This is a genomic window from Hydrogenophaga sp. ANAO-22 (assembly GCF_042466645.1).
Classification (GTDB): Bacteria; Pseudomonadota; Gammaproteobacteria; order Burkholderiales; family Burkholderiaceae_C; genus Hydrogenophaga.
In genome coordinates this window covers 5,121,016-5,144,778 of record NZ_CP159956.1, presented here as the reverse complement: position 1 = coordinate 5,144,778, position 23,763 = coordinate 5,121,016, and the positions used below count along the sequence as shown (strand labels likewise).

Here is a 23,763-nt window from a genome sequence, read left to right as displayed (position 1 = left end):
TTTTCCTCAGGGCAGCATGCGGCTGTCGCGGTGCTCGCCGTGGATGCGATCGCCCTCGACCCAGCAGGCATGCACACCCACCGAAATCCGCTCGGGCAGGATCACCGTGGCCAGGGGCCCTCGGGCGATGTCGGTGGCGTCGAACACCAGGGCTTCAGAGCGGTCCTGCACCATGTCGGTGACGTAGACCAGCAGGTAGCCGTCGTCTTCGCCCGTCGCGCCCAGGCGGCGCGCCATCTGGGGCTCGCTGCCATAACGGCCGGGCCCGTACTCGAAACGCTGCGTGGCGCCGGTCTGCAGGTCGAACTTCTTCAAGCCGCAGAACAGCCACTCGCCCGGCTGGTAGAGGATGTTGTAGCTGTAGCGGTACGGACGGCCCACGTAGTCGTTGCTCACCACCGGGAACTCGGTGATCTCGTCGTCCAGGTACTGCTCCGTCGTCTGCCCCGTGCGCAGGTTGAAGCGCCAGCGGTGCATCATGGTCGGGTTGTTGTGCTTGTCCAGGCGCGCCTTCATGCGCGCATACACATCACCGCCTTCGGTCTTGCCCACAGGGTGCATCACGGGCCTGGGCATGATGCAGCCGTCCATGACGATCTCGTCGCCGTCCTCGTAGCAGTTGGACAGGTGCAGGATGTGGCAGGACGTGGCCTCGAACCACTTCACGTCGGCCCCACTGCCCCGGCGCGGGATCACCCCGAAGCGCGCCGGCACCTCCGGGTGGAACGCCAGCTTTCTCACCCCCTTCTTCAACAGCGCCGGATCGAAGAACTGCGGCGTGTCGTGCAGGATGGTGTAGTTCTTCGTGATGCCCAGGTCGTGCGGCCAGCGCGCGCCGGGCAGTTCCACCGGCACGTAGTGCACCAGCTGGTTGTGGCGGTCCACCACGCCGTAGTGCATGTAGGGCCAGACCTCCGGGTAGTTGAAGAACATCATTTCGCCGGTCTCCGGGTCCACCTTGTAGTGCGATCCGATGCCGTGCGGCATGACGTGCCGGGCCCAGCTGGCGTCAGGCCCCTGCGTGTCCAGCGAGATCGGGTCCAGGCGCCAGGGCTCGCTGCCCTGCGACATCGTGGCCAGCAGCCTGCCCGCGTGGCAGATGATGTCGGTGCCCGCGTTGTCCTTCATCGACCCCATCGCGCCCCAGCCGCGCCGCGCGCCCTTGTCCGGTTCGAGGATGCCGGTCCACAGCGACGCCTGGGCCGCCTGCTCCGCCAGGAAACCCGTGGTGCGCACGAAGCGGCTGCGGTAGGACGCCTGGCCGTTCTGGAAATGCACGGCGTGCAGCATGCCGTCGCCATCGAAGGGGTGGTAGATCCCCATGGGCTCGTGCACCTGGTTGTGCGTGTTGCGGATGTAGAGGCCGTCCAGGTCCCTGGGAATCTCCCCGATGACCTTCAGGCTGCCCACGTGCGCCACATGCTCGTTGAAATTGGGCCGGAAGGCGCCGTTCAGAAACGGGTTGTCGGTGGGCTTGAGGGTGCTGTGAACGGTGTTGACGACGGTGCTGCTCATGTCGATGCTCCTCTTTCTGTGGGTCTCAGGCGCGCGGGGCCGGCAGTTCGGACAGGAAGCCCAGCAGCGCGGCGTTGAACGCCGGCGCCTGCTCCGCGAAGGCGTAGTGCGCGGCGCCGTCGATGCAGACAAAGCGCGAATCGGGAATCAGCGCGGTGAGCGACTGCATGCCCTCTGGCCGCCCCACCTTGTCCTGCGCGCCCGCGATCAGCAGCGTCGGCACGTTCACCGCCTTCAGGTTGTCCTCGCCGTCGTAGCCGACGATGGCTTCGATGGCGGCGCAGAACGTCTCGGCGCGCATGCCGGAGGCCACGTCCACCACCAGGTCCACCAGGGGCCCCGACGAGGTCGGCGCCAACATGCCGCGAATGACCGGCAAGGCCGCTTCCTTGAACGGCAGGCCGCGCCGGATGGGGCCGATGCGCTCTTCGGCGAAGGTCGCCTTGTCCTGCGCCGACTTGCGCGAGAAGGTGGCGACGGTGGCCGAGATCACCACGCCGTGCACCCGGCCCTGGGAGAGCAGCGAGGCCAGTGGCGCCACGATGCCGCCCATGCTGTGGCCCACCACCACATTGCGCCGGCTGCCTTCGCGTTCGATCAGGCGCGCGGCGGCTTCGGCCAGGCCTTCGATCGACAAGCCGCCTTGCGGCAAGGGGCTCAGGCCGTAACCCGGCGCGTCCCAGGCCACCACCCGGTAGCCGGCCCGGGCCAGGGTGTCGATGAGCGGGCGGAAGTAGGCTCGGCTGCCGTACGCACCGTGGAGCAGGAAAACCGTGGTGTCGGCATCGCCGGCCACTTCGTAGTCAGGAAATCGGTAGGTGTTCATGCGGTGCAACTCTAAGAAGCGGCCCGCATTCGGGCGACCGATATGCGCAGCAGTTCCGCATGCCGGAACTGAAGAGGGTTCCGTGGCCGATGGCGAGTGTTTCGATACCATGGCTGGCGACCTCCGCTTTGGCTCCCCCACGCACACCCACCGCGCATGTCCTCCATTCCCCACCCGAACGACCGGGGGTTCGTCGCCTCGCTGGCCAAGGGCTTGTCCATCCTGTCCGCCTTCGAGCAGTCGGACGTGCTGGGCAACCAGGAGCTGGTGGAGATCACCGGCATGCCCAAAGCGACCGTGTCGCGCTTCACCGGCACCCTGGAGAAACTGGGCTACCTGCGGTTCGACGACCAGGTCCGCAAATACCGGGTGGGCGGCCGCACGCTGAACTTCGGCTCCATCACCATGCAAAAGCATGGCATCCAACGCATCGCCGCCCCGCTCATGCGGCAGCTGGCCCAGACGCTGGACGTCACCGTGCTGCTGGCCACGCGCGAACACGCCCACATGCTGCTGCTGGAGGTGGTCCGCCCGCCCGTCAGCACCATCACCATCAACAAGGCCGTGGGCGACCTGCTGGCGATGGAGACCACCTCCCTCGGGCTGGCCTACCTGGTGGCCGCCGCGGCCAACGAACGCACCGCCATCCTGAAAAACCTCCAGCGCATGGCCTCGGTGGACTGGACCCGCTACCGCGCGGACGTGGAGCGCGTCCATGCGGAGTACAAGCGGCTGGGTTTCGTCGTGTCCCGCCGCGTGCGCGGCGGCGTGTTGAGCGCGGCGGCGGTGCCCATCGTGACGGGCTCGGAAATCTTCGTGCTCTCCTGCGCGGGCCCTTCGCAGCAATTGAGCAAGACCCTGCTGGAAAAACGCGTCGGGCCCTTGGTGGCCCAGGCGGCCCGCAGCATCAAGGACGCCATGCGCGACCCGTGATTGGTCGCGCGCCCGGCCCCCGAGCCCTAGGGCTTGCGAATCACATAGGCCAGGGTGGCCCAGCTGTCGCCGGCAATGCGCCAACCGCCCGCCGTGAAGGCCTCGCTGTCGGTGGCCTCCAGGTTGCGCGCCGCGAGCGTGCCGGATACCGCGCCGCGATCCACGCTGTTCAACGTGGACCAGGCGCTGGCGTTCGCGATCACCGGGTCATCGTCCACGGCGCCCCAGCACACCAAGCGCCCGCCCCCATCGGTCGAGCCCGCGCTGAAGGCGGGCGACAGCACCGTGGTTTCAGCGCCCCCCGCGCTCGCGCGCGTGGCGGTGGCGCCGACCGGTGTCGATGCGTCGAACTCGCCCGCGCGCACCTTGAGGACGGCGGCGGTCCACTGCTCGCTGGCACTCGGCGTGAACGTGCGCGTGCCGGCACTCCAGGCGCCCGTGGCGATGTACCGCCAGGCCTGCGCCCGCACCTCCGTGCCACTCGATGCGACCGGGCCCGCGATGGACGTGGCCACTTCACCGTTCGGGCCGGTGGGCGCGCTCACCGACGTGGTGTCCGTGCTGTCGTCCCAGGCCAGATGGAAGGTCAGCAGGTCGCCAGCCGCGGCAGCCGGATGGCTGACCGCCCAGCTGCTGCTCGCGGTGTTGTTGCCGCTGGCGGTCACGTCCGCAGCCACCGGGAAGGCGACCGTTGGCGCGACCGTGGCGAGGCTCGCCGGGGCCCAGGTCGCCAGGGTGATCGGCCCGGCGTACGTGTTCTGCGTCGTGGCGGTCTCGGTGCCGGTGGCCGTGATGGGCTTGGACCGAAGGCGGGAGCTCGCCCAGTAGCCGAAGGTCCCGGAGGACTCTCCGGTGAGCACCGAATCCCAGCCCGACTGGTTGCCGGGAAAGGCACCGGACGACGCGTTCAGCCGGGTGTCCAGCGCGAGGGCCAGGCCGCCCGACACGCCGGACGCGCTGGCCACGCCCGGCGTGGTGCCATCGCCCGTCGCCTGGCCATAGCCACGCGCAGTGACACCCGTGGTGTCCTGGATGAAGCAGACGAAGGCGTGTGCGCCAGCCAGCGAATTCGCCTGCGTGAACGCGATGGTGACGCTGCGGCCGGCGGCCCAGTTCGCCACCGGTGCCGTGCACACCCAGCCACCCGCCGCCGTGGCGATGGCGCCGTTGCCCGTTTGGCTGAAAGCTGCCGCGAAGTCCGAAGCGATGGAGGCCAGATCGGTATAAGGCACAGCCGTGTCATCGCTGCCCACGATGTGCACGGCCACGAATTCCGCCCACTGCGGCACGTTGACGGTGCGCGCGCCGGGCGTGGCCGAGGTGCCCAGGTCCACGACCTGAGGCACACCGAAAATGCTGGGCAGGTAGGTGAAATCGCTGCCATCGCCGCACGGCTCGGCAGGGTTGTCGGCCAGCGGGGGCTCGCCGGGCATCGTGTCGTCGAACCGCCCGCTGCCGGCATCCATCGGCCAGTTGTGGATCAGGTTGCGCGTGCGAAACGGCACCGTCGAGCGGTACTCGCGGCGGTGCTCCGCCTCGGTCAGCACGGCCGTCCACATGCGCCAGCGCGCGATCGTGCAGTCCGTGTAGCCCGCCAGCTCGCCATAGCCGCCCCATTGCAGCGAGCGCTCGCCGGCCGTGCCCGCATTGGGCACGAACGCCATGGAGAGCACCACCGCGCCATCGAGCAACATGCGCACGGTGCCCGCGCCGTTGTAGTCGATGGCCAGGCGGTATTCCCGGCCCACCTCCAGCGTGTAGCTGGAGCTGACCGTGGGCGACCCGCCGTTGTAGCCCTCGAGCTGGCAGGTGATGCCGTCGGAATTCATGTAAAGCCCGACCCACGAAGCCGCGTTCGTGGTGCCGTACAGCGCGACGATCAGGGTATTGAGGTTGACGTCGGCTTCGAACCGGAACAGACCGGCCACCGACCATGGTGTGTTGAGCGCCGGGACCTCATGCCCCAGCGGCTCATGGATGTAGACCGCCTGATAAGGCGCGTTGACGCGGATGGCCACGGTGTTCTCCCTCGGCGACCATGGGGCTCAACGCCGGTGGTTGAGGTTCAGGCTTTGCCGTTCGCCGGCCATTTTGGCTTAACGGCGTGCGCCGGCGCTTACAGCGTGCGGATGTAGGCCAGCAGTTCGTCGCGAAGCGCCAGCGTGGCCGGCGACAGCGTGCCCTCGCGGCGCCGATAGAGCGCGAATCGGCGCACGGAGCGAACGTCCTGCAGAGGCAGGATGCGGATCGCACCCTCTCCCGGCCCGGACAACGAGGTCACGAGCTGGCGTGGCATCCAGCCCAGGAACGAGCCCCCGGCCACCAACTGGCGCACGCCGCCATGGACCGGGACTCCACGGTGGCCTGCGGCGGCGGCAGGTGGTGGTCCAGGTACATCTGCTTCAACTCGTCACGCGGCTGCGTTCCCCGTGGGGCCAGGGCCCAGGCCTCGCCCAGCAAATCCTGCAAGCGCAGGTCCTGGCGCCCGCACAAACGGTGGGTGGCCCCGGTGACCACGTGGCAACCCTCCTGCCATTCGCTCTGGGAAACGGTGGTGATGTCATCGGAGGTGGACACGGCAAACGCCAAGGCCAGGTCGATCTCGCCACGGGCGAGCTGCTGCAGCAGGTCTTCCGAGAGCCCTTCGACCAAGACCACCTGCAGACCCGGCATCCGGGCCAGCAAGCGTTCCACCACGCCCGGCACGAAGCTCGCGAGCGCGCTGACCACCGCGCCAAAACGCACGACGCCCCCGGGCTGATCGCGCAGGGCATCGACTTCCTGCACGGCCCGGGAAGACTCGGACAGCATCAGCCTCGCATGAGGCTCCAGCCGCCGGCCGAAGTCCGTCAGCGCCACGCCGTACTGGTGCCGCTCGAACAAGGCCACGCCCAGTTGTTCCTCCAGCCGCCGAATGATCCGGCTGAGCGCCGGCTGCGTGATGTGCAGGCTCTCCGCCGCCTTGCTCAGGGAGCCCGCATCGATCACCGCCTGAAACGCATGAAGCTCGCGCAGATTCAACAGCATGGAGGGCATGGCCGCGGCCTTGGAGGAAGGGGATCGGATCTTAGTCTGCTCCGGTTCTTGAGCATTCCGATTCGGTATGCCTCAGGGCCCACATGGCATGTCCGGCGCGAAGGGGCGTCCCTAGACTGCGCCACACCACAACGTTGCCCCACCAGGAGACACACATGCCCCTCTTCAGACAGCTCGGCGCGGCCCTCGTCGCGTCGCTGGCGATCACCGCCCTGGCCGCGGACCCCTACCCCACCAAGCCCATCAAATGGGTGGTGGGCTATGCGGCGGGCGGCGGAACCGATGCCTTGGCCCGCACGGTCGGCGCGCAACTGGCGATCCAGATGGAGCAGCCGGTGCTGATCGAAAACCGCCCGGGTGGCGCCACGGTCATTGCCGCCGATGCCACCGCGAAGGCCGCAGGCGATGGCTACACCATGATGAGCGTCGATGGTGGCACCCTGGTCTACAACACGGCCTTGTTCAAAAAGCTCAGCTACCAACCGTCCAAGGACTTTGCTCCCGTGGCCCTGTTGGGGCGCTTCCCGTTGTTGCTGGCCGTCAACGCCACCTCCAACCTCACCGATGCGCGCCAGCTCATCGAAGAGATCAAGCGCAACCCCGGCAAGCTCAGCTACGGATCGCCCGGCGTGGGCGGGCCTCACCACCTCGCCATGGAAATGCTCAAGGACCGCAACACGCTCGACGTGGTCCACACCCCCTACCGTGGCGCCGCCCCCGCCCTTCAGGACCTGCTGGGCGGCCAGATCCCGCTGATCGTGGTGGACACCGTCGCGGCCATGCCCATGATCAAGGCCGGCAAGATCAAGCCCCTCGCCACCTTCGGCAAGGCCCGCCTCGCCTCGCTGCCCAATGTGCCGTCCCTCATCGAACTGGGCTATGCCGACATTGAAATGCTGCCCTGGCAAGGCATCGTCGTTCCCGCCGCCACGCCCAAGGACGTGATCGCCAAACTCAGCGCGGAACTGCAGAAGGCGGTGGCCCACCCGTCGGTCAACAGCCGCCTGTTGGAGCTCGGCTTGATTCCGACGCCCACCGACACCGCCGCGATGGCGCTGCAATGGAAACAGGATGCGGACTACTGGCCCAAGCTGATTCAGCAAAAGGGCATCTCCGCCGAGTGACACCAGGACCCGCGAAGTGCGGCGCTCCTGCGCAGCGCTCGCTCCCACGATGAAAGATTGAAATGCTGAACAACGACGAACTCGCCGTCTTGCTGAAGGAACGGAAACAACTGCGCGAACAGGTCTCGCCCGAGGAATGGGCGGCCCGGGTGGAGCTGGCCGCCTGCTACCGGCTCATTGCCCATTTCCGCATGACCGACTGGATCTACAACCACATCTCCGCGCGGGTTCCAGGGTCGCACGAGCACTACCTCATCAACCCCTTCGGCCTGCTCTACGAAGAGGTGTCCGCCTCCAACCTGGTCAAGGTGGATGTGCACGGCAACCTGGCCGAGGACGTGCAGCTGGACGTGAACCCGGCGGCCTTCGTCATTCACGGCGCCATCCACAGCGCGCGCCCGGATGTGGGTTGTGTCCTGCACACGCACACCGCAGCCGGCGTGGCGGTGGCGGCACAGCAGGAGGGCCTGCTGCCCATCTCGCAACACGCCATGCGCGTGTACGGGCAGCTCTGTTATCACGACTTCGAAGGCATCGCGCTGAACAACGACGAGCAGCAGCGATTGATTGCCGACGTGGGCGACAGAAACGTCCTGATCCTGCGCAACCACGGGCTGCTCACCATGGGGCGCACCGTGCCGGAAGCCTTCGAGCTGATGTTCTACCTGGAACGCGCCTGCCAAATTCAGATCGCCGCCACCTCGGGCACCCAGAAACTCATCTACCCCGCTGAAGACGTGTGCCGACACGCCATCGCGCAATTCGATGGCTCACCGTCCTACATCCAGGGACGTGATTGGCAAGCCTTGCTGCGCCTGCTCGACCGCACCGACCCTTCCTACAAGGAGTGAGGTGGGCGGCGGCCGCCTCGTGCGCTACTTGCCCTTGCGCGCCTTCGCCACGCCCACGCCGCGGGCGGGCTTTTTCGCGGCGGCCTTGGTCAGCGCAGACGAAGGGGATGCCCTGCCCGCGGGTGGCTGGGGCGACATGCCCGCGGCCAGCAGCGCCATGTGCTGGACCGCTTCCATCTGCCGCTGCGGGGAGCACTGTGCCAGGCTGCCCAGCACGGCGCTCTGGATGGGGTCGAGGGTCAGCTTCGCGGAGAGTCGTTCACCAGTGACGACGTAAAGAACGTCCACGCCGTGTTGGGCCACGACGTTCAGGAAGTCGGACTTCACAGCCGACACGCCGCGTTCCCAGTCTTGTTCTGTGCGAAGCGAAATGTCTCCCAACGCACCGAACACGAGCTGCGAGAGCCCGAGGCGCTCGCGCTCTTCACGCAATCGAGCGCCCAGAAGTAAGCGAATATTCTCATTCATCTGTTAAAATAAGCGAATTTCAGCTCTTCTGTTAAGTCATTTGTGTATTTTCCCGTTACTCAATGCTAACTGAGTGACGCGGTCACGCTCTGGTGAAACATGGTCAAACCCACCTTGCCCGCACGACGCAAACGAGCACCCAACGGCGCGATCAGCGAGCGCCCCATCGCGCTGCGATTGCTCCCCGACGAACTCGAACGCGTGAAAGAAAAGGCCGACAGGGAGCAGCGCTCCATGGCCAGCGTATGCCGCCTCGCGGTGCTGCGCGATCTGGGCCTGATGAAGAAGGACAAGCCGTGAGATTCCCCTGCCCCATTGCAATGCCCTGATCGGGCCAGCGCAGTCGCGCGGCGCTACAACTCTCTGTCGCCATCCATCTTTTGAAGCGCGGCGGGCGGCACGCCCGTGTTGAATGTGAGGAACTGGAGGTGCTGGCGCAGTTCATGCCACCCGGTCTTGACCTGTCCTCCGAACCGCTCCTCCGCGACCACGTGGCAGCGCCCCTTGTGGGCGTGCAGCACCTCGGAGGTGTCATCGTCACCGGTCATCTTGCGAAAGACCACAGCACCCGCGTCGGCGTCGTCGATCCAGCTCCCGCAAACGTCGCAGCAGATAACGGGCACGCTCCGGTGACCCTTGCTCATGACCTTGATCATCGCCCCTCCTGTGACAGGTGAGTGAATGTCTCCGCCATCCATCTTTGCATGCCTGCCCATCTCTGGGGATGGGTACAAATCCCGACCTCAGACCTGCGACTCGGGTAAGCGCTTGGTCAGATTGCAATGGCGCAGCGTGGAGGGCGCGATCCAACCCACCAACAAAAAAGCCCGGCAGGAGCCGGGCTTTTTGGGGAAATCATCTGGGGTGGCTGATGGGACTCGAACCCACGACAACAGGAATCACAATCCTGGACTCTACCAACTGAGCTACAGCCACCGCAAGCTAAGCATTATAGCCCGAACCCAAGCCCTCTCATCGGGCCGGTGCCGGCGTGGTGGCCGGCTCAGGCACCAGGATGCGGGCCTTGAAGCGTTCCTTGAGGCCTTCGACGTAGGCTTCGTTTTCGGCCGAGGCCCACCACTGGTTGTATTGCTGCACTTCCTGGGCCAGGGCTTGCGCCTCGCGCACATCGCGTGGCAGCACCTTCTCCACCTTCACGATGGCGTAGCCCTGGTCGGCCAGGTTCACGCCCGTCCAGGCGGGCAGGCTCTTCGGGTCCACGCTCAGGGCGGCGGTCAGCACTTGCTGCGCGAGGCCTTGCGGGTTCTCGCGAGAGACCACCACGGCATTGCCCAGGCCCTTGGCGTCGCCGCCCGCCTTCCAGGCCTGCAGCTGCTTCTCGCCTTCGGCGCGCGCCAGTTCGGCCGTGCGCTGAGCGACCAGGCGCGCACGCACCTGCTCGCGCACCTCCGCCAGGGGCTGGGTGTGGGCAGGCGAGTGCTTCACGACGCGCGCCGAGACCAGTTGGCCCGAACCCGTGTCGATCGCTTCGGTGTTGCGCTTCTTGTCGATCGACTCGGTGTCGAACAGCGCGCCGAGCAGGCGTTCGCTGGCCAGCGCGCCGGTGGCACCGGGTTGCGGCTGGCGTTGCACCGTGGCCTTGCGGACCTGCAGCTTCAGGCGATCGGCCGCGGGTTGCAGGGAATCGGCCTGTTCGTAGACGAGGTTGCTGAAGGTGTCGGCGGCTTCGGCGTACTGCTTCTGGGCCTGTTGCTTCTTCAACTCGGCCTCGATCTCGGGGCGCATGGATTCGAAGCTGCGCACCGGCGGCGCCTTGATGTCGGTGAGCTGGATGATGTGGAAACCGAAGTCGGTTTCGACCACATCGGAGATCGCGCCCTTGGCCAGCGAGAACACCGCGTCCTCGAAAGGCTTGACCATGGCACCCCGGCCGAAGTAGTCGAGGTCACCGCCCTTGGCGGCCGAGCCCGGGTCTTGCGACTGGGCCTTGGCCACATCGGCGAAGCTCGCGGGCTTGGCGCGCACCTGCGCGAGCAGCTCTTCGGCGCGCTTGCGCACGGCGTCCTTGTCGGCGGCGGGCGCGCCGGCCGGCACGGTCAGCAGGATGTGGCGCGCGCGGCGCTCCTCGGCGCCGGACAGGCGCGAGGCGTTCTGTTCGTAATAGGTCTTCACGTCGGCTTCGTTGAAGGTCACGCTGTTCTGCAGCGCCGCCGCGTCGAGCACGAGGTATTCGATCTCGGCCTGCTCGGGCGCCTGGAACGAGGCCTGGTTCGCGCTGTAGAAGGCTTCGATGTCGGCATCGGTCGGCTTGACCTGCGAAGCGAAGTCGCTGGCGGCGAAGCGCGCCACGCGCACTTCACGGCGTTCGAAGAAGGCGTTGAGCGAGACGTTGGCCAGCGCGGTGGGCGCGAAGCTCGAACCGAGGATGCCTTGCGACACCTGGCGCTGCGAGAGGTCGGCGCGCACGCGCGCTTCGAACATCTCGGGCGTCAAGCCCTGGCGGGCAACGAGCTGGCGGTAGGCCTCCACGTCGAGCGCGCCATCGGGCTTGCGCAGCGCGGCGATGGCTTCGTTCTGCTGCAGGTCGCGCGCCAGGCGCGCGTCGCTGGTGTACAGGTTGAGCTTGGTCGCGGCGGCGGCCAGCAGGCGCTGGCGCACCAGGCGCTCCAGCGTCGCGTAGCGCGCGCCATCGCTGTCGAGCAGGCGCGAGTCGAGCGAGGGCATCGCTTCGCGCAGGCGCTGAGACTCCTGCTGGTGCGCCTGGTCCCACTCGGCCTTGGTGATGTCTTTTCCATCGACGACAGCCACTGGTGCGCCGCTCTCGTTGAAGCGTGTGTAGCCTTCGATGCCGAACAGCACGAACGAGGGAATGATCAGGATCATCAGGAAGCCCATGAGGTACTTCTTGTGATTGCGGATGGAATCGAACATGCCTTGAATCCTGCTACGTGGTGCTGCCGTTTCCGACAACAAAAAAGGCGAACCCTGGTTCGCCTTTTCGATGGTGGTGGGTGCTGACGGGGTCGAACCGCCGACCTACGCCTTGTAAGGGCGCCGCTCTACCGACTGAGCTAAGCACCCCACCGGAAATCCGGTGAGCGCTTCAGTTCAGCGCATCCTTGAGTGCCTTGCCCGGGCGGAACTTCGGCACTTTGGCGGCCTTGATTTTAATCTCAGCGCCGGTGCGGGGGTTGCGGCCCTTGCGAGCGGGGCGTTTGGTCACGGCGAAAGAGCCAAAACCGACGAGCGACACAGTGCCACCCTTCTTGAGCGTGGTGCGGATCGCGGTGATGGTGGAGTCCAGTGCACGCGTTGCAGCCGCCTTGGAGATGTCGGCGTGCTTGGCAATGTGTTCGACGAGTTCTGTTTTGTTCACAAATAGCCCCTCTTGAAGGTGAAATGAATGTTCCGTAAGGACAGGTTTTTTCCGAAGACGGCGCGGGCCGCGGGCAAAAAACCCCAATCGCTCTAGACCGCAGGACGATGCCAACACCGTGGCAAACGCTGGGTGATTAGACCCACTGGGCACAACCCCTGTCAATACTGAGGAGCCTGGGCCCGGTGCCTGTCGGCGCAAGAGGCGAGATTCTAGACGCTTTCATCCAACGGATGTCGCGCGCAACAATCTGTCGCAACTCCATCCTTCCTTCACGAGGCCGCGAGCACCCCGGCAATGGCCTGGCCCACGTCGCGCGTGCCGGCCTGGCCCCCCAGGTCGGCGGTGCGCGGGGCACCGCTGCCGGGCTGCAGCACGGCCTCGATGGCCTGCATGATCGCGTCGTGTGCACCACGATGGCCCAGGAAGTCGAGCATCATTGCACCGCACCAAATCTGACCAATCGGGTTCGCGATCCCCTTGCCCGCGATGTCCGGCGCCGAGCCGTGCACCGGCTCGAACAGCGAGGGATGCTGGCGCGTGGGGTTGAGGTTGGCGCTGGGCGCGATGCCGATGGTGCCGGTGCAGGCCGGCCCGAGGTCGCTGAGGATGTCACCGAACAGGTTGCTGCCGACCACCACGTCGAAAAAGTCCGGGCGTTGCACGAAGTGCGCGGTGAGGATGTCGATGTGGAACTTATCGACCTTCACGTCCGGGTATTCCTTGGCCATCTCGACCACGCGCTCGTCCCAGTAGGGCATGGTGATGGCGATGCCGTTGGACTTGGTGGCGCTGGTCAGGTGCTTCTTGGGGCGCGAGCGCGCGACCTCGAAGGCGTGGCGCAGCACGCGGTCCACGCCGATGCGCGACATCACGGTTTCCTGTACCACGATCTCGCGCTCGGTGCCAGGGAACATGCGCCCGCCGATGCTGGAATATTCACCTTCGGTGTTCTCGCGCACGATCACCATGTCGATCTCGCCGGGCGCGCGCGGGCTGCCGTCGCGGCGCACCACGGGCGCGGTGACGCCGGGCATGAGTCTCGCCGGACGGATGTTGACGTACTGGTCGAACTCGCGGCGGAACATCAGCAGCGAGCCCCAGAGCGACACGTGGTCGGGCACCTTGTCGGGCCAGCCCACCGCACCAAAGTAGATCGCGTCGTGCCCGCCGATCTGGTCCTTCCAGTTGTCGGGCAGCATCTTGCCGTGGCGCTCGTAATAGTCGCAGCTGGAAAAATCGAAGTGGTCGAACTGCAGGTCGATGCCGAACTTCGAGGCCGCGGCCTCCAGCACGCGAATGCCTTCGGGCATGACTTCGGTGCCGATGCCGTCCCCGGCGATGACGGCGATGCGGTGTTTGCTCATGGTTGCTCCTCGGAAGGGGATTGAAAAAAGGACAGGGCTTCGGCGATGAGGCGCTCGGGCGCCTCTTCCGCGATGTAGTGGCCACACGGCAGGGCGTGGCCCGAGACCTTGGCCGCGCGCTCGCGCCACAGCGCGAGCACATCGAAACAGCGTGCCACCGTGCCGTGCTCGCCCCACAGCACGCGCAGCGGCTGCGGGAGCCGGCGGCGGGCCGCCACATCGGCGCGGTCGTGATCGAGGTCGATGGTGGCGCTGGCGCGGTAGTCCTCGCAGACCGCCTCGGCGGTGCCGGGCAGCGCGGCGCAGCGCTCGTACTCGGCCAGCGCGGCCGGGTCGAACGGCGCCAGGCCCGCGTGGCGGCTGCCCATGACGCTGCGCACATAGCGCGCCGGGTCGGCGCTGATGAGGGCCTCGGGCAGCGGCGGTGGCTGGATCAGGAAGAACCAGTGCCAGTAGGCGCGCGCGAAGGCTTCACCGGTCTGCTCGTACATGGCCAGGGTGGGCGCGATGTCCAGCAGCAGCAGGCGTTTCACCGCCTCGGGGTGGTCGGCGGCCAGGCGGTGCGCCACGCGCGCGCCCCGATCGTGCGCCAGCACATCGAAACGCTCGAAGCCGTGGTGCGCCATGGCGGCGATGGCGTCGAGCGCCATCTCGCGCTTGCTGTGGGCGAGGTGCCCCGCGTCGGCGGCGGGCCGCGCGGAATCGCCGTAGCCACGCAGGTCCATCAGCACCAAGGTGAAGTGCCGGGCCAGGTTGGGCGCCACGCGGTGCCACATGGCCATGCTCTGCGGGTGGCCGTGCAACAGCAGCAAAGGCGGCCCTTCCCCGCCGATGCGGGTGTGCAGGGCGACGCCATCGCGGTGCACGGTGTGGGGGAGGAATCCGTTCAACATGGGCGCCAGCATAGCCCGCATTGCGGCAATAATCCGGCAATTGATTCGTTCCTAAAAGGAAACAATTGGACCGCCCCGATCTGGAACTCGTGCTCGCCGTCCGCCAGCATGGCAGCCTGGTGATGGCCGCACGCGCGCTGCGCGTGGCGCCTTCGGTGGTCACCAAGCGCCTGGCCGCGCTCGAAGCCCGCCTGGGCCTGCGGCTGTTCCAGCGCACCACGCGGCGCGTGAGCCCCACGGCCGAAGGCGACACGCTGTGCGAGCGCGCGGTGCAGCTGCTGCGCGCCTTCGACGAGGTGGAGGCCGAGTTGCGCGAGCGCCAGGCCGAGCCCGCCGGCCCGATCCGGCTCGCGGCCACCTTCGGCTTCGGCCGGCTCTGGCTCGGGCCCGCGCTGGCCGAGTTCCAGGCGCGCCACGCCGGCATTCAGGTGCAGTTGCAGCTGACCGAGCAGTTGCCCGATCTCGCGGTGGAAGGCTTCGACGGCGCCATCTGGCTGTGGAATGCCCCCACCGAGCGCGCGGCCGAGTGGGTGTCGCGCCGCCTGGCGGCCAACCAGCGCGTGCTGGTGGCCTCGCCCGCCTACCTCGAGCGCCACGGTGCGCCTCGCAGCCTGCAAGAGCTGGAACAGCATGCCTGCCTGGTGGTGCGCGAGAACGGCGGCGGACCGGGCCAGCGCTTCGACCACTGGCGCCTGCAGCGCGCGTCGGACGCGCAGGTGCAGCACGTGCCGGTGAGCGGCCCGCTGTCGAGCAACTCGGGCGAGCTGGTGCGCGACTGGTGCCTGGCGGGCCACGGCCTCATACTGCGCAGCCTGTGGGACATCGCGCCGCAGATCGCCAGCGGCGAGCTGGTGCGCGTGCTGCCCAGCTACGCCATGCCCGACGCCGACATCCACTGGCTGGCGCCGTACCGACCGCAGACGCCGCGCCGCATCCGCCTGCTGGTGGACTTTCTGGTGGAGAGCTTCCGCAAGGAGCCCTGGAAAAAACGCGTCAGCGCGACGAAGAGCGCACCACCAGCGCCACGCCAAAAGCGGTGAGCGCGGTGCCGGCCAGTGTGACGGCCGTGATGGGTTCGGCGAACAGCAGCCAGGCGATGAGCGCGGTGCACGGTGGCACCAGGTACATCAGGCTGGTGACCGAGGCGGCCGCGCCGCGCTGGATCAGCAGGTAGAGCAGCGAGCTGCCACCCAGCGTGAGGCCCAGCACCGACCAGGCCATGGCGCCGATGAGCTCGCCGTTCCAGTCCATCAGCTCGGCTTCGAGCAGCGTGAGCGGCAGGGTCACCAGCAGCGCCGCGAGCAGCTGCACCGCGTTGGCGGTGCGCACATCGCAGGCGGCCACGAAGCGCTTCTGGTACAGCGTGCCCACGGTGATGGCGATCAAGGCCATCACCGCGAACGAGAGGTTGAGCCAATTGGCCTGATCGCCCGGCCCGCCCGCGCCGAACTTGCGCGAGACCACGAGCACCAGGCCGGCGAAACCCAGCACCAGGCCCAGCCACTGGCGTTTGGACACCTTGGAGCCCGTGCCCGAGAGCCAGATCGCGGTGAGCACCGGCTGCAGGCCGACGATGAGCGAGGACAGGCCCGAGCCCATGCCGGCCTTGACCGCCGCCCACACGCCGCCGAGGTAGCCCGCGTGCATGAGCACACCGGTGACCGCGAGGTGGAACCACTGGCTGCGGTTGCTCGGCCACTTCACGCCGGCCAGGAAGATCCAGGGCAGGAAACACGCGATGGACAGCGCGTAGCGCACGGCGAGGAACTTCATCGGCGGCGCGTGCGGCATGCCGTAGCGCGCCACGATGAAACCCGTGCTCCAGATCAGCACGAACACCCAGGGCATGGCGCGCAGCCATGCGTTGTCTTGCGCCGGAGAATTCATGGCAGCGCCTCAGCGCGACTTGGCGCGGATCTCGGGGATGGCCTTCTGCAGGTAATACACCATGGACCAGATGGTCAGCACGGCGGATATCCAGATCAGCCACGTGCCCCACAGCTGCGTGTCGATCATGCCGAACAGCGTGCCGTGGAACAGCAGGAAGGGAATCGCCACCATCTGCACGGTGGTCTTGATCTTGCCGATCATGTGCACGGCCACGCTCTTGGTCGCGCCGATGATGGCCATCCACTCGCGCAGCGACGAAATGGCGATCTCGCGGCCGATGATGATGAGGGCCACGAACACGTCGGCGCGGTCCAGGTGCACCAGCACCAGCAGGCTGGCGCACACCAGGAACTTGTCGGCCACCGGGTCGAGGAAGGCGCCGAAGGCCGAGGTCTGGTTGAGTTTGCGGGCCAGGTAACCGTCGGCCCAGTCGGTCAGCGCGAACACGATGAACAGCACCGTGGCGATCAGGTTCTGCTGGGCCGGGCTGAGGTTCTCCAGATAGAACACCCCCACGATCAGCGGGATGGCGACGATGCGGGCCCAGGTGAGCAGGGTGGGGAGGTTGAAGAACATGGGCCGATTATGCGTTGGCAACCCGGAAACCGCAGCAAGCGGGCTCTTCAGTGCAAGGCGCGGTAGATCGCGTCCGCCAGCTCGGGGGAGATGCCTTCCACCGTGCTGAGGTCTTCCACGCTGGCCGAGGCCACGCCGCGCACGCCGCCGAAGCGCTGCAGCAGGCGCGCGCGCTTCTTCGGGCCGACGCCGGGAATGTCCTCCAGCCTGCTGCCGCCGGTGCGCACCTTGGCACGCTGCGCGCGCATGCCGGTGATGGCGAAGCGGTGGGCCTCGTCGCGGATCTGCGCCACCAGCATGAGCGCGGCGGAGTCGTGGCCGAGGTAGACCTTCTCGCGGCCGTCGGCGAACACCAGTTCCTCCAGGCCGACCTTGCGGCCCTCGCCCTTTTCCACGCCGACGATGAGCGACAGGTCCAGGCCGAGCTGCTCGAAGACCTCGCGCGCCATGCTGACCTGGCCTTTGCCGCCGTCGACCAGCACCAGGTCGGGCATGCGCGGGCCGGCCACGGACTCGACCGTGGGCTCGTTGGCCAGCGCCTCGTCCGGTGCGTCGGCGGCCACTGCGGCCTCGGTGGGCAGGAGGGCGGGCGCGCCCTCTTCCGCCCGCAGGGCCTCGGCGATGCGGCCGTAGCGGCGCAGCAGCACCTGGCGCATGGCGGCGTAGTCGTCGCCCGGGGTGATGCCCTCGATCTTGTAGCGGCGGTACTGGCTGTTCTGCATCTTGTGGCCTTCGAACACCACGCAGGACGCCTGGGTGGATTCACCCGCGGTGTGCGAGATGTCGAAGCATTCGATGCGAAGCGTGTCGAGCTGGTCGTCGGGCAGGTTCAGCGCGTCGGCCAGCGCGCGCGTGCGGGCCTGCTGGCTGCCTTCTTCGGCCAGCAGGCGCGCGAGCGCGATGTCGGCGTTCTTCTGCGCCATCTCCAGCCAGATGCGGCGGTGCTCGCGCGGGTGGTGCACGGCGTTCACCTTGGCGCCGATCTGCTCGGTCAGCGCGTCCAGCAGCGGCTTGCCCACCGCGTGGCTGGTCACCAGCGTGTGCGGCATGGCCACGCCCAGGTAGTGCTGCGCGATGAAGGCCTCCAGCACCTGCACGGCCACGCGTTCGGCGGGGTCCGCCGGCTTGGGGGCTTCACCGCCCTCCTCGGCCAGCGCGTTGTCGATGGCGGTGGCGTCGTCCACGTGGGCGGGGAAGTACGGCCGGTCGCCCAGGTGGCGGCCGCCGCGGATCATCGCGAGGTTCACGCAGGCCCGCCCGCCGTGCACCTTCACCGCGAGCACGTCCACGTCCTTGTCCGACACGGTGTCCATGGCCTGCTGGTGCAGCACGCGCGAGAGCGCGCTCATCTGGTTGCGGATCTCGGCGGCCTGTTCGAACTCCAGCTTCTCGGCGTGCGCGAGCATGCGCTGCTCCAGCGTGTCGAGCACGGCCTGGGTCTCGCCGCGCAGGAAACGCTCGGCGTCGCGCACGTCCTGCGCATAGGCCTCGTGGTCGATCAGGTCCACGCAGGGGCCGCTGCAGCGCTTGATCTGGTACAGCAGGCAGGGCCGCGTGCGATTGGCGAACACGGTGTCCTCGCAGGTGCGCAGGCGGAACACCTTCTGCAGCAGGGTGATGGATTCCTTCACCGCCCAGGCGCTGGGGTACGGGCCGTAGTAGCTGTGGCGGCGGTCGACCACGCCCCGGTAGTACGCCATGCGCGGAAACGCGAGCGAGGGCGAGGGCAGGCGGGCCGAGGGCTTGAACACCTCGCGCGTGCCGGTGATCTTGAGGTAGGGGTAGCTCTTGTCGTCGCGGAACAGGATGTTGAACTTGGGGTTCAACGTCTTGATGAGGTTGTTTTCCAGCAGCAGCGCCTCGGCCTCGGAGCGCACCACGGTGGTCTCCATGCGCACGATCTTGCCCACCATGTGGCCGATGCGCGTGCCGTCGTGGTTCTTCTGGAAATAGCTCGACACGCGCTTCTTGAGGTTGCGCGCCTTGCCCACGTAGAGCAGCTGCCCCTGGGCGTCGAAGTAGCGGTACACGCCGGGCAGGCCCGGCAGGGCGGCCACCTCGCTGAGCAGTTGTTCGGAATGCGTGTCGGACATGGGCGCGTATTGTGGCCCGTCCCCGCCAGCCCCGCCGGCGTGCGGGCCTCAGCGCGAGCCGAGCGTCTTGCGGAAGAAGGCCAGGATGGCCTGCGCGGCCTTGTCGCGCGCGGCGCGGTCGCCCTGCACGTGGGCGCCGATGGCGCTGCACGACTGCCGCGTGAGCGCCTGCAAGGCCTCGCCGCTCACGCGCTGGCCGGTGTTGCGGTCGTAGGTGGCCAGCGTGTCGATGTCGAGCTCCAGCGGGCAGGTTTCCAGCGTGCGCTGCGCGCCGCGCACGTTGAGGCGGCGCGTGTCGTCCTGGTCGAACTTGTGCATCGCCCCCTCGAGGGCGACGAACTCCACCGGCGTGCCGGCCTTGCCGATGCGATCGGCGTAGTCGCGGCAGGCGCCGATGGTCGTGTAGTCGTCCGCATCGCCGTGCACCCACAGCATGGGCGCCTTGGTGGTGAACACGCCGGGCTTGACCATCAGGCGGAACGCGCCCACGCAGCCGCCCGAATACATCGGCACGTGGGCGGCGAAACGCAGGTTGTCGGGCAGCTTCTGCGCCGCCGCGATGCGCTCGACCGCCGTGCGCCAGGTGGTGATGCCCCCGCGCGAGAACCCCAGGATGGCGATGCGCGCCGGGTCCACGCGCGGGTGGCTGGCCACGAGTTTGAGCGCGGCGAAGGCGTCGGCGGTGTCGGCGGCGAAGGGCACTTGCGATTGGTCCTCCGCCGTGCTCTTGACGCCCCGGGGCCCGAAGGAATCCACCGCCAGCACGGCGATGCCCGCGGCGTTGAACTGCCTGGGCCAGAAGTCGAGCATGGCGTCGTAGAGGCCGCCCGAGCCGTGGATCAGGATCACGGCGGGCCCACGTTCCGTGCCGGCGGGCAGGAACCAGTGCCCCACCGGCTGCGCCGGCTCGCCCTGCCCCGGGCCCTTGAGCAGGTCCGGCAGGCTGCGCGGGGTGCTGCTGGCGAAGGCATAGCGGCCGGTGGGTGGGCCGGCGCTCATGTCGGCGATGAGGTCCTGCGCGGCCAGCAGGGGAGACAGGAGCACCAGGGGCAGTGCGGCCAGCAAGGGGGTGAAGCGTCGCGAGGCCATGGTGCGGGTCTCCGCGCCTTCAGCGACCCAGCGGGCCCGGCCTGCAGCGCCCGCAAACTGTAGCCCGGCCAGCGGGCGCCGCCAAGCCCCGACAATGGCGCCCATGCGCTGGGACATTTTCTGCAGGGTGATCGACAACTTCGGCGACGTGGGCGTCTGCTGGCGGCTCTCGGCCGAGCTGGCCCGCCGGGGCGAACAGGTGCGCCTGTGGCTGGACGACCCGCAGGCCCTGGCCTGGATGGCGCCCGGCGCGCTGCAAGGCAGCGTGCCGAACATCGAGCTGCGGACCTGGACCGCGCCCCTGCCCGCCGGCCAGGCCGATCCGCAACCACCGGCCGACGTGTGGATCGAGGCCTTCGGCTGCGAACCGCCGGCCGAGTGCATCGAGGCCCTGGCCGCCCGCGTGGCCGGTGGCGCGCACGCGCCGGTGTGGATCAACCTGGAATACCTGAGCGCCGAGTCCTATGTGGAGCGCTCGCACCGCCTGCCCTCGCCGGTCATGAGCGGGCCGGCGCGCGGGCTCGGCAAATGGTTCTTCTACCCCGGCTTCACCGCGCGCACGGGCGGTCTGCTGCGCGAGCCCGATCTGCTGGCGCGCCAGGCCGCGTTCGACACCGAGGCCTGGCTGGCCGAACTGCGGCTGCCGGTGCGCCCCGCCGCCCGCCGGGTCAGCCTGTTCTGTTACGAACCCGCCGCCCTGCCCGCCGTGCTGCGGCAGGCCGGGCAGAGCGCGGTGCCCAGCGACTGGCTGGTCACCCCGGGGCGGGCCTGGCAGGCCGTGCAGCAGACGGCCCCGCCCGGCCCGGGCTGCCGGCTGCACGCCCTGCCCCTGCTGAGCCAGCGCGATTTCGACCACCTGCTCTGGGCTTGCGACCTCAACTTCGTGCGTGGCGAGGATTCGCTGGCCCGCGCCCTCTGGGCCGGCCGCCCCTTTGTCTGGCACATCTACCCCCAGCACGACGGCGCGCACCACGCCAAGCTGGAGGCGTTTCTGGACTGGCTGCAGGCACCGCCCTCGCTGCGCGCCTTCCACCTGACGTGGAACGGCATCGGCCCGCAGGCGGCCGTCTGGCCGGATGCCGGCACCCTGGCCGACTGGCACGGCTGCGCCCGGGCGGCGCGCGAACGCCTGCTGGCCCAGGCCGACCTGTGCAGCCAGCTGGTCGGGTTTGCACTGGAAAAGCGATAAAATTCGAGGCTTTGCGGAAAACCGGGCCGGATTCGATCCCAGTCACCATTCCGCGCCCAACCGTTGGAAGCCCTATGAAAATCGCTCAAGAACTCCGCGCCGGCAACGTCATCATGCACGGCAAGGACCCGATGATCGTCCTGAAGACCGAATACAGCCGTGGCGGCCGCGGCGCGGCCACCGTGCGTCTGAAGCTCAAGGCCCTGTTGAACAACATGGCCACCGAAGTCGTCTGCAAGGCCGACGACAAGATGGATCAGATCATCCTGGACAAGAAGGAGTGCACCTACTCCTACTTCGCCGACCCGATGTACGTCTGCATGGACGCCGAGTACAACCAGTACGAAGTGGAAGCCGAGAACATGGGCGACGCCCTGAACTACCTCGAAGACGGCATGACCGTCGAAGTGGTGTTCTACGACGGCAAGGCCATCTCGGTCGAACTGCCCACCAGCGTCGAGCGCGAAATCACCTGGACCGAGCCGGCCGTCAAGGGCGACACCTCGGGCAAGGTGCTCAAGCCGGCCAAGATCGCCACCGGTTTCGAAATCTCCGTGCCGCTGTTCGTGGCCCAGGGCGACCGCATCGAAATCGACACGCGCACCGGCGAATACCGCAAGCGCGTCTGAGCGTTTGACGCCCACGACCCACCCTTGAAGAGGCTCCTGCGGGAGCCTTTTCACTTTCCGGCCTCCGCACGCTGCCCCCTCCCTCCGCATGGACCTGATCGCCCGCATCGCCGACGTCATCATTCCGGTGTTCCTGATCGTGGCGATCGGCTTCGCTTACGCGCGCCGGCAGGCGCCCGACATGGGCACCTTCAACCGCATCGCGCTCGACGTGCTCGCGCCCATGCTGGTGTACTCGGCGCTCGCGTCGCGCGACTTCGTCATCGCCGAGCACCTGGTCCTGCTGGTGGGGGGCGCGGTGATCATCCTGGGCGGTGGTCTGCTGGCCTGGGCCCTGTCTCGGGCCTCGGGCGCGCAGCCGCGCACCCTGGTGCCGGTGGTGATGTTCAACAACTGCGGCAACATGGGCCTGCCCCTGGCGCTGCTGGCCTTCGGCCCAGCCCACTTCGGTGCGGCCGTGGCGCTGTTCTCGGTCAGCAACCTGCTGCACTTCTCGCTCGGCGCGCGCATCACCAGCCGCATGGCGCGCACGCGCGACCTGCTCACCAGCCCGCTGATGATCGGCACGGCGCTCGGCTTCGCGAGCGCCCTGACCGATGTGCGCCCGCCCGACGTGGTGCTCTCCGGCCTGAAGCTGCTGGGCGACGCGCTGCTGCCCATGATGCTGTTCTCCCTGGGCGTGCGCCTGACCGCGCTGACCCGCGAGGGCCTGGCGATCGGCCTGCTCGGCGCGCTGGCCCGCCCGCTCATCGGCCTGGCCATCGCCCTGCCGCTGGCCTGGGCGCTCGACCTGGAAGGTGCGGCGCGTGGCCAGCTGCTGCTGTTCGCCGCCTTGCCTCCCGCCGTGATGCAGTTCATGCTGGCCGACCGTTACCACCAGGAGCCCGACAAGGTCGGTGCCATGATCATGCTGGGCAACGCGCTGGCCGTGGTCTTCGTGCCGCTGGCCCTGGCGCTCGCCCTGTGAGCGGCATCATCCGAATCACACGACAAACGAAGGAATCCCACCATGGCAGCCCCCCAAGACCTCAATGAACGCCGCCTGGCCGATGCCTGGGCCGAACTCCAGACCCACGCCAACGAAGGACTGCCCCTGCAGGCCGACGCCTACCGCCTGGCGTTCGCCGACCCCGAATTCCTGCTGCGGCGCGAGACGCGCGGCATCCGCCTGCAACTCGAGATGCTCAAGCCCGACCTCGCCCAGCGCGAAGCGGGCATCGAGAACACCATCGTCGTGTACGGCAGCGCGCGCTTTCGCGAAGCCAGCGAGGCGCAGGAGCAGCTGGTGCGCGCCGAACGCAGCGGCGACGCGCGCGAGATCGCGCGCGCCCAGGCCATGGTGCGCAACGCGCACTACTACGACAAGGCGCGTGAGTTCGCGCGCATCGTGGCCCGCTACAGCTCGAGATGCGCGAAGGCCGAGCAGCTCTTCATCTGCACCGGTGGTGGCCCCGGCATCATGGAAGCGGCCAACCGCGGCGCGCACGATGAAGGCGCGCCCACCGTGGGCCTGAACATCGCGCTGCCGCACGAACAGGCCGCCAACCCCTACGTCTCACCCGAGCTGAGCTTCAAGTTCCATTACTTCGCGCTGCGCAAGATGCACTTCATGATGCGCGCCAAGGCCCTGCTGGCCTTCCCCGGCGGCTTCGGCACGCTCGACGAGCTGTTCGAGGTGATCACGCTGGTGCAATGCAAGAAGTCCAAGCCGGTGCCGATCCTGCTGTTCGGATCGGACTACTGGAAGCGGCTGATCAACCTCGACGTGCTGGTCGAGGAAGGCACGATCTCGCCCGAGGACCTGAACCTGTTCAAGTACGTGGACGATCCGCAGACGGCCTGGGAACACATCCTGCGGTTTTACGACTTGAAGGGATGACCCCCGGCGCGCGGGTCCCCTTTCCAGAAACGCCGAGGAACCGGCTTCGCCGGGCCTCAGGCGTTGTC

At 67.8% G+C, this 23,763-nt stretch carries 22 protein-coding genes, 2 tRNA genes and 1 pseudogene; 9 read left to right on the top strand and 16 right to left on the bottom strand.

Annotated features, from left to right (window positions below; translation table 11 throughout):
- Positions 1 to 6: 6 nt before the first annotated feature.
- Positions 7 to 1,515, bottom strand: coding sequence for a carotenoid oxygenase family protein (locus tag ABSY19_RS24935; RefSeq protein WP_382156849.1), 1,509 nt, complete (start codon positions 1,513 to 1,515; stop codon positions 7 to 9).
- 25 nt (positions 1,516 to 1,540) lie between these two features.
- A complete protein-coding gene (locus ABSY19_RS24930) occupies positions 1,541 to 2,341 on the bottom strand; it encodes an alpha/beta fold hydrolase (RefSeq protein ID WP_382156847.1) in 801 nt (266 codons plus the stop codon).
- 156 nt (positions 2,342 to 2,497) lie between these two features.
- Here ABSY19_RS24930 and ABSY19_RS24925 point away from each other — a divergent pair, with 156 nt between their 5' ends.
- Complete coding sequence (locus tag ABSY19_RS24925) at positions 2,498 to 3,274, top strand: IclR family transcriptional regulator (protein WP_382156845.1); 777 nt, start codon at positions 2,498 to 2,500, stop codon at positions 3,272 to 3,274.
- 26 nt (positions 3,275 to 3,300) lie between these two features.
- On the opposite strand, the gene ABSY19_RS24920 is transcribed toward ABSY19_RS24925, so the two are convergent.
- Positions 3,301 to 5,292 (bottom strand): LamG-like jellyroll fold domain-containing protein, encoded by a 1,992-nt coding sequence (locus ABSY19_RS24920; protein WP_382156843.1) that lies wholly within the window; start codon positions 5,290 to 5,292, stop codon positions 3,301 to 3,303.
- Between the two features lie 98 nt (positions 5,293 to 5,390).
- A pseudogene (locus ABSY19_RS24915) lies at positions 5,391 to 6,301 on the bottom strand (LysR family transcriptional regulator).
- 164 nt (positions 6,302 to 6,465) lie between these two features.
- On the opposite strand from ABSY19_RS24915, the gene ABSY19_RS24910 reads away from it, so the two are divergent.
- On the top strand, positions 6,466 to 7,434 hold the full coding sequence (locus ABSY19_RS24910; RefSeq protein WP_382156841.1) for a Bug family tripartite tricarboxylate transporter substrate binding protein: 969 nt from the start codon (positions 6,466 to 6,468) through the stop codon (positions 7,432 to 7,434).
- A 62-nt stretch (positions 7,435 to 7,496) separates the two neighbouring features.
- Positions 7,497 to 8,285 carry a class II aldolase/adducin family protein gene (locus tag ABSY19_RS24905; protein WP_382156839.1) on the top strand — a complete coding sequence of 263 codons (789 nt, stop codon included), beginning with the start codon at positions 7,497 to 7,499 and terminating at the stop codon, positions 8,283 to 8,285.
- Positions 8,286 to 8,309: 24 nt separating this feature from the next.
- Here the strand turns inward: ABSY19_RS24905 and ABSY19_RS24900 are convergent, their stop codons facing one another.
- Positions 8,310 to 8,621: a hypothetical protein gene (locus tag ABSY19_RS24900; RefSeq protein ID WP_382156837.1), complete on the bottom strand. Its 312-nt coding sequence runs from the start codon at positions 8,619 to 8,621 to the stop codon at positions 8,310 to 8,312.
- A gap of 231 nt (positions 8,622 to 8,852) precedes the next feature.
- Here ABSY19_RS24900 and ABSY19_RS24895 point away from each other — a divergent pair, with 231 nt between their 5' ends.
- Positions 8,853 to 9,053, top strand: a complete 201-nt coding sequence (locus ABSY19_RS24895) for a hypothetical protein (protein ID WP_382156835.1) — start codon at positions 8,853 to 8,855, stop codon at positions 9,051 to 9,053.
- A gap of 53 nt (positions 9,054 to 9,106) precedes the next feature.
- Here ABSY19_RS24895 and ABSY19_RS24890 read toward each other — a convergent pair whose 3' ends face one another.
- The 7 genes from ABSY19_RS24890 to ABSY19_RS24860 form a co-directional block, all read right to left on the bottom strand.
- Positions 9,107 to 9,409, bottom strand: coding sequence for a hypothetical protein (locus tag ABSY19_RS24890; RefSeq protein WP_382156833.1), 303 nt, complete (start codon positions 9,407 to 9,409; stop codon positions 9,107 to 9,109).
- Between the two features lie 204 nt (positions 9,410 to 9,613).
- Positions 9,614 to 9,689: transfer RNA gene (locus ABSY19_RS24885), tRNA-His, on the bottom strand.
- A 36-nt stretch (positions 9,690 to 9,725) separates the two neighbouring features.
- On the bottom strand, positions 9,726 to 11,645 hold the full coding sequence (locus ABSY19_RS24880) for a SurA N-terminal domain-containing protein (protein ID WP_382156831.1): 1,920 nt from the start codon (positions 11,643 to 11,645) through the stop codon (positions 9,726 to 9,728).
- Between the two features lie 74 nt (positions 11,646 to 11,719).
- A tRNA-Val gene (locus tag ABSY19_RS24875) sits at positions 11,720 to 11,795 on the bottom strand.
- Positions 11,796 to 11,817: 22 nt separating this feature from the next.
- Positions 11,818 to 12,090: an HU family DNA-binding protein gene (locus ABSY19_RS24870; protein WP_066158910.1), complete on the bottom strand. Its 273-nt coding sequence runs from the start codon at positions 12,088 to 12,090 to the stop codon at positions 11,818 to 11,820.
- A gap of 272 nt (positions 12,091 to 12,362) precedes the next feature.
- The gene (locus ABSY19_RS24865) at positions 12,363 to 13,457 is read right to left on the bottom strand and encodes a tartrate dehydrogenase (RefSeq protein WP_382156829.1); all 1,095 of its coding nucleotides are present in this window, start codon (positions 13,455 to 13,457) and stop codon (positions 12,363 to 12,365) included.
- The gene (locus ABSY19_RS24860; RefSeq protein WP_382156827.1) at positions 13,454 to 14,350 is read right to left on the bottom strand and encodes an alpha/beta fold hydrolase; all 897 of its coding nucleotides are present in this window, start codon (positions 14,348 to 14,350) and stop codon (positions 13,454 to 13,456) included. Before ABSY19_RS24860 ends, ABSY19_RS24865 begins: the two co-directional genes overlap by 4 nt.
- Positions 14,351 to 14,415: 65 nt before the next feature.
- On the opposite strand from ABSY19_RS24860, the gene ABSY19_RS24855 reads away from it, so the two are divergent.
- Positions 14,416 to 15,390: a LysR family transcriptional regulator gene (locus ABSY19_RS24855; protein WP_382156825.1), complete on the top strand. Its 975-nt coding sequence runs from the start codon at positions 14,416 to 14,418 to the stop codon at positions 15,388 to 15,390.
- On the opposite strand, the gene ABSY19_RS24850 is transcribed toward ABSY19_RS24855, so the two are convergent.
- Genes ABSY19_RS24850 through ABSY19_RS24835 form a run of 4 tightly spaced genes read right to left on the bottom strand, consistent with a single transcriptional unit; the run spans position 15,344 to position 19,998 of the window.
- Positions 15,344 to 16,237: a DMT family transporter gene (locus ABSY19_RS24850; protein WP_382156823.1), complete on the bottom strand. Its 894-nt coding sequence runs from the start codon at positions 16,235 to 16,237 to the stop codon at positions 15,344 to 15,346. The two genes, ABSY19_RS24855 and ABSY19_RS24850, sit on opposite strands and share 47 nt — an antisense overlap.
- Positions 16,238 to 16,246: 9 nt before the next feature.
- Positions 16,247 to 16,816, bottom strand: coding sequence for a CDP-diacylglycerol--glycerol-3-phosphate 3-phosphatidyltransferase (gene pgsA, locus ABSY19_RS24845; protein ID WP_382156821.1), 570 nt, complete (start codon positions 16,814 to 16,816; stop codon positions 16,247 to 16,249).
- Positions 16,817 to 16,863: 47 nt separating this feature from the next.
- Positions 16,864 to 18,909, bottom strand: coding sequence for an excinuclease ABC subunit UvrC (uvrC, locus tag ABSY19_RS24840; protein ID WP_382156819.1), 2,046 nt, complete (start codon positions 18,907 to 18,909; stop codon positions 16,864 to 16,866).
- A gap of 48 nt (positions 18,910 to 18,957) precedes the next feature.
- Positions 18,958 to 19,998 (bottom strand): dienelactone hydrolase family protein, encoded by a 1,041-nt coding sequence (locus tag ABSY19_RS24835; protein ID WP_382156817.1) that lies wholly within the window; start codon positions 19,996 to 19,998, stop codon positions 18,958 to 18,960.
- A 103-nt stretch (positions 19,999 to 20,101) separates the two neighbouring features.
- On the opposite strand from ABSY19_RS24835, the gene earP reads away from it, so the two are divergent.
- The 4 genes from earP (at position 20,102) to ABSY19_RS24815 (ending at position 23,695) form a co-directional block, all read left to right on the top strand.
- Positions 20,102 to 21,187, top strand: coding sequence for an elongation factor P maturation arginine rhamnosyltransferase EarP (gene earP / locus ABSY19_RS24830; protein ID WP_382156815.1), 1,086 nt, complete (start codon positions 20,102 to 20,104; stop codon positions 21,185 to 21,187).
- A 74-nt stretch (positions 21,188 to 21,261) separates the two neighbouring features.
- The gene (gene efp / locus ABSY19_RS24825; RefSeq protein ID WP_291116210.1) at positions 21,262 to 21,816 is read left to right on the top strand and encodes an elongation factor P; all 555 of its coding nucleotides are present in this window, start codon (positions 21,262 to 21,264) and stop codon (positions 21,814 to 21,816) included.
- 88 nt (positions 21,817 to 21,904) lie between these two features.
- A complete protein-coding gene (locus ABSY19_RS24820) occupies positions 21,905 to 22,783 on the top strand; it encodes an AEC family transporter (RefSeq protein WP_382156813.1) in 879 nt (292 codons plus the stop codon).
- Positions 22,784 to 22,825: 42 nt separating this feature from the next.
- A complete protein-coding gene (locus tag ABSY19_RS24815) occupies positions 22,826 to 23,695 on the top strand; it encodes a TIGR00730 family Rossman fold protein (protein WP_382156811.1) in 870 nt (289 codons plus the stop codon).
- Positions 23,696 to 23,763: the final 68 nt, after the last annotated feature.

What these genes read in the sequence shown, in the direction of transcription:
- ABSY19_RS24935 (WP_382156849.1), bottom strand. Translation starts at nt 1,515, where the DNA reads ATGAGCAGCACCGTCGTCAACACCGTTCACAGCACCCTCAAGCCCACC.
- ABSY19_RS24930 (WP_382156847.1), bottom strand. Translation starts at nt 2,341, where the DNA reads ATGAACACCTACCGATTTCCTGACTACGAAGTGGCCGGCGATGCCGAC.
- ABSY19_RS24925 (WP_382156845.1), top strand. Translation starts at nt 2,498, where the DNA reads ATGTCCTCCATTCCCCACCCGAACGACCGGGGGTTCGTCGCCTCGCTG.
- ABSY19_RS24910 (WP_382156841.1), top strand. Translation starts at nt 6,466, where the DNA reads ATGCCCCTCTTCAGACAGCTCGGCGCGGCCCTCGTCGCGTCGCTGGCG.
- ABSY19_RS24905 (WP_382156839.1), top strand. Translation starts at nt 7,497, where the DNA reads ATGCTGAACAACGACGAACTCGCCGTCTTGCTGAAGGAACGGAAACAA.
- ABSY19_RS24895 (WP_382156835.1), top strand. Translation starts at nt 8,853, where the DNA reads ATGGTCAAACCCACCTTGCCCGCACGACGCAAACGAGCACCCAACGGC.
- ABSY19_RS24890 (WP_382156833.1), bottom strand. Translation starts at nt 9,409, where the DNA reads ATGATCAAGGTCATGAGCAAGGGTCACCGGAGCGTGCCCGTTATCTGC.
- ABSY19_RS24880 (WP_382156831.1), bottom strand. Translation starts at nt 11,645, where the DNA reads ATGTTCGATTCCATCCGCAATCACAAGAAGTACCTCATGGGCTTCCTG.
- ABSY19_RS24865 (WP_382156829.1), bottom strand. Translation starts at nt 13,457, where the DNA reads ATGAGCAAACACCGCATCGCCGTCATCGCCGGGGACGGCATCGGCACC.
- ABSY19_RS24860 (WP_382156827.1), bottom strand. Translation starts at nt 14,350, where the DNA reads ATGTTGAACGGATTCCTCCCCCACACCGTGCACCGCGATGGCGTCGCC.
- ABSY19_RS24850 (WP_382156823.1), bottom strand. Translation starts at nt 16,237, where the DNA reads ATGAATTCTCCGGCGCAAGACAACGCATGGCTGCGCGCCATGCCCTGG.
- pgsA (WP_382156821.1), bottom strand. Translation starts at nt 16,816, where the DNA reads ATGTTCTTCAACCTCCCCACCCTGCTCACCTGGGCCCGCATCGTCGCC.
- uvrC (WP_382156819.1), bottom strand. Translation starts at nt 18,909, where the DNA reads ATGTCCGACACGCATTCCGAACAACTGCTCAGCGAGGTGGCCGCCCTG.
- ABSY19_RS24835 (WP_382156817.1), bottom strand. Translation starts at nt 19,998, where the DNA reads ATGGCCTCGCGACGCTTCACCCCCTTGCTGGCCGCACTGCCCCTGGTG.
- earP (WP_382156815.1), top strand. Translation starts at nt 20,102, where the DNA reads ATGCGCTGGGACATTTTCTGCAGGGTGATCGACAACTTCGGCGACGTG.
- efp (WP_291116210.1), top strand. Translation starts at nt 21,262, where the DNA reads ATGAAAATCGCTCAAGAACTCCGCGCCGGCAACGTCATCATGCACGGC.
- ABSY19_RS24820 (WP_382156813.1), top strand. Translation starts at nt 21,905, where the DNA reads ATGGACCTGATCGCCCGCATCGCCGACGTCATCATTCCGGTGTTCCTG.
- ABSY19_RS24815 (WP_382156811.1), top strand. Translation starts at nt 22,826, where the DNA reads ATGGCAGCCCCCCAAGACCTCAATGAACGCCGCCTGGCCGATGCCTGG.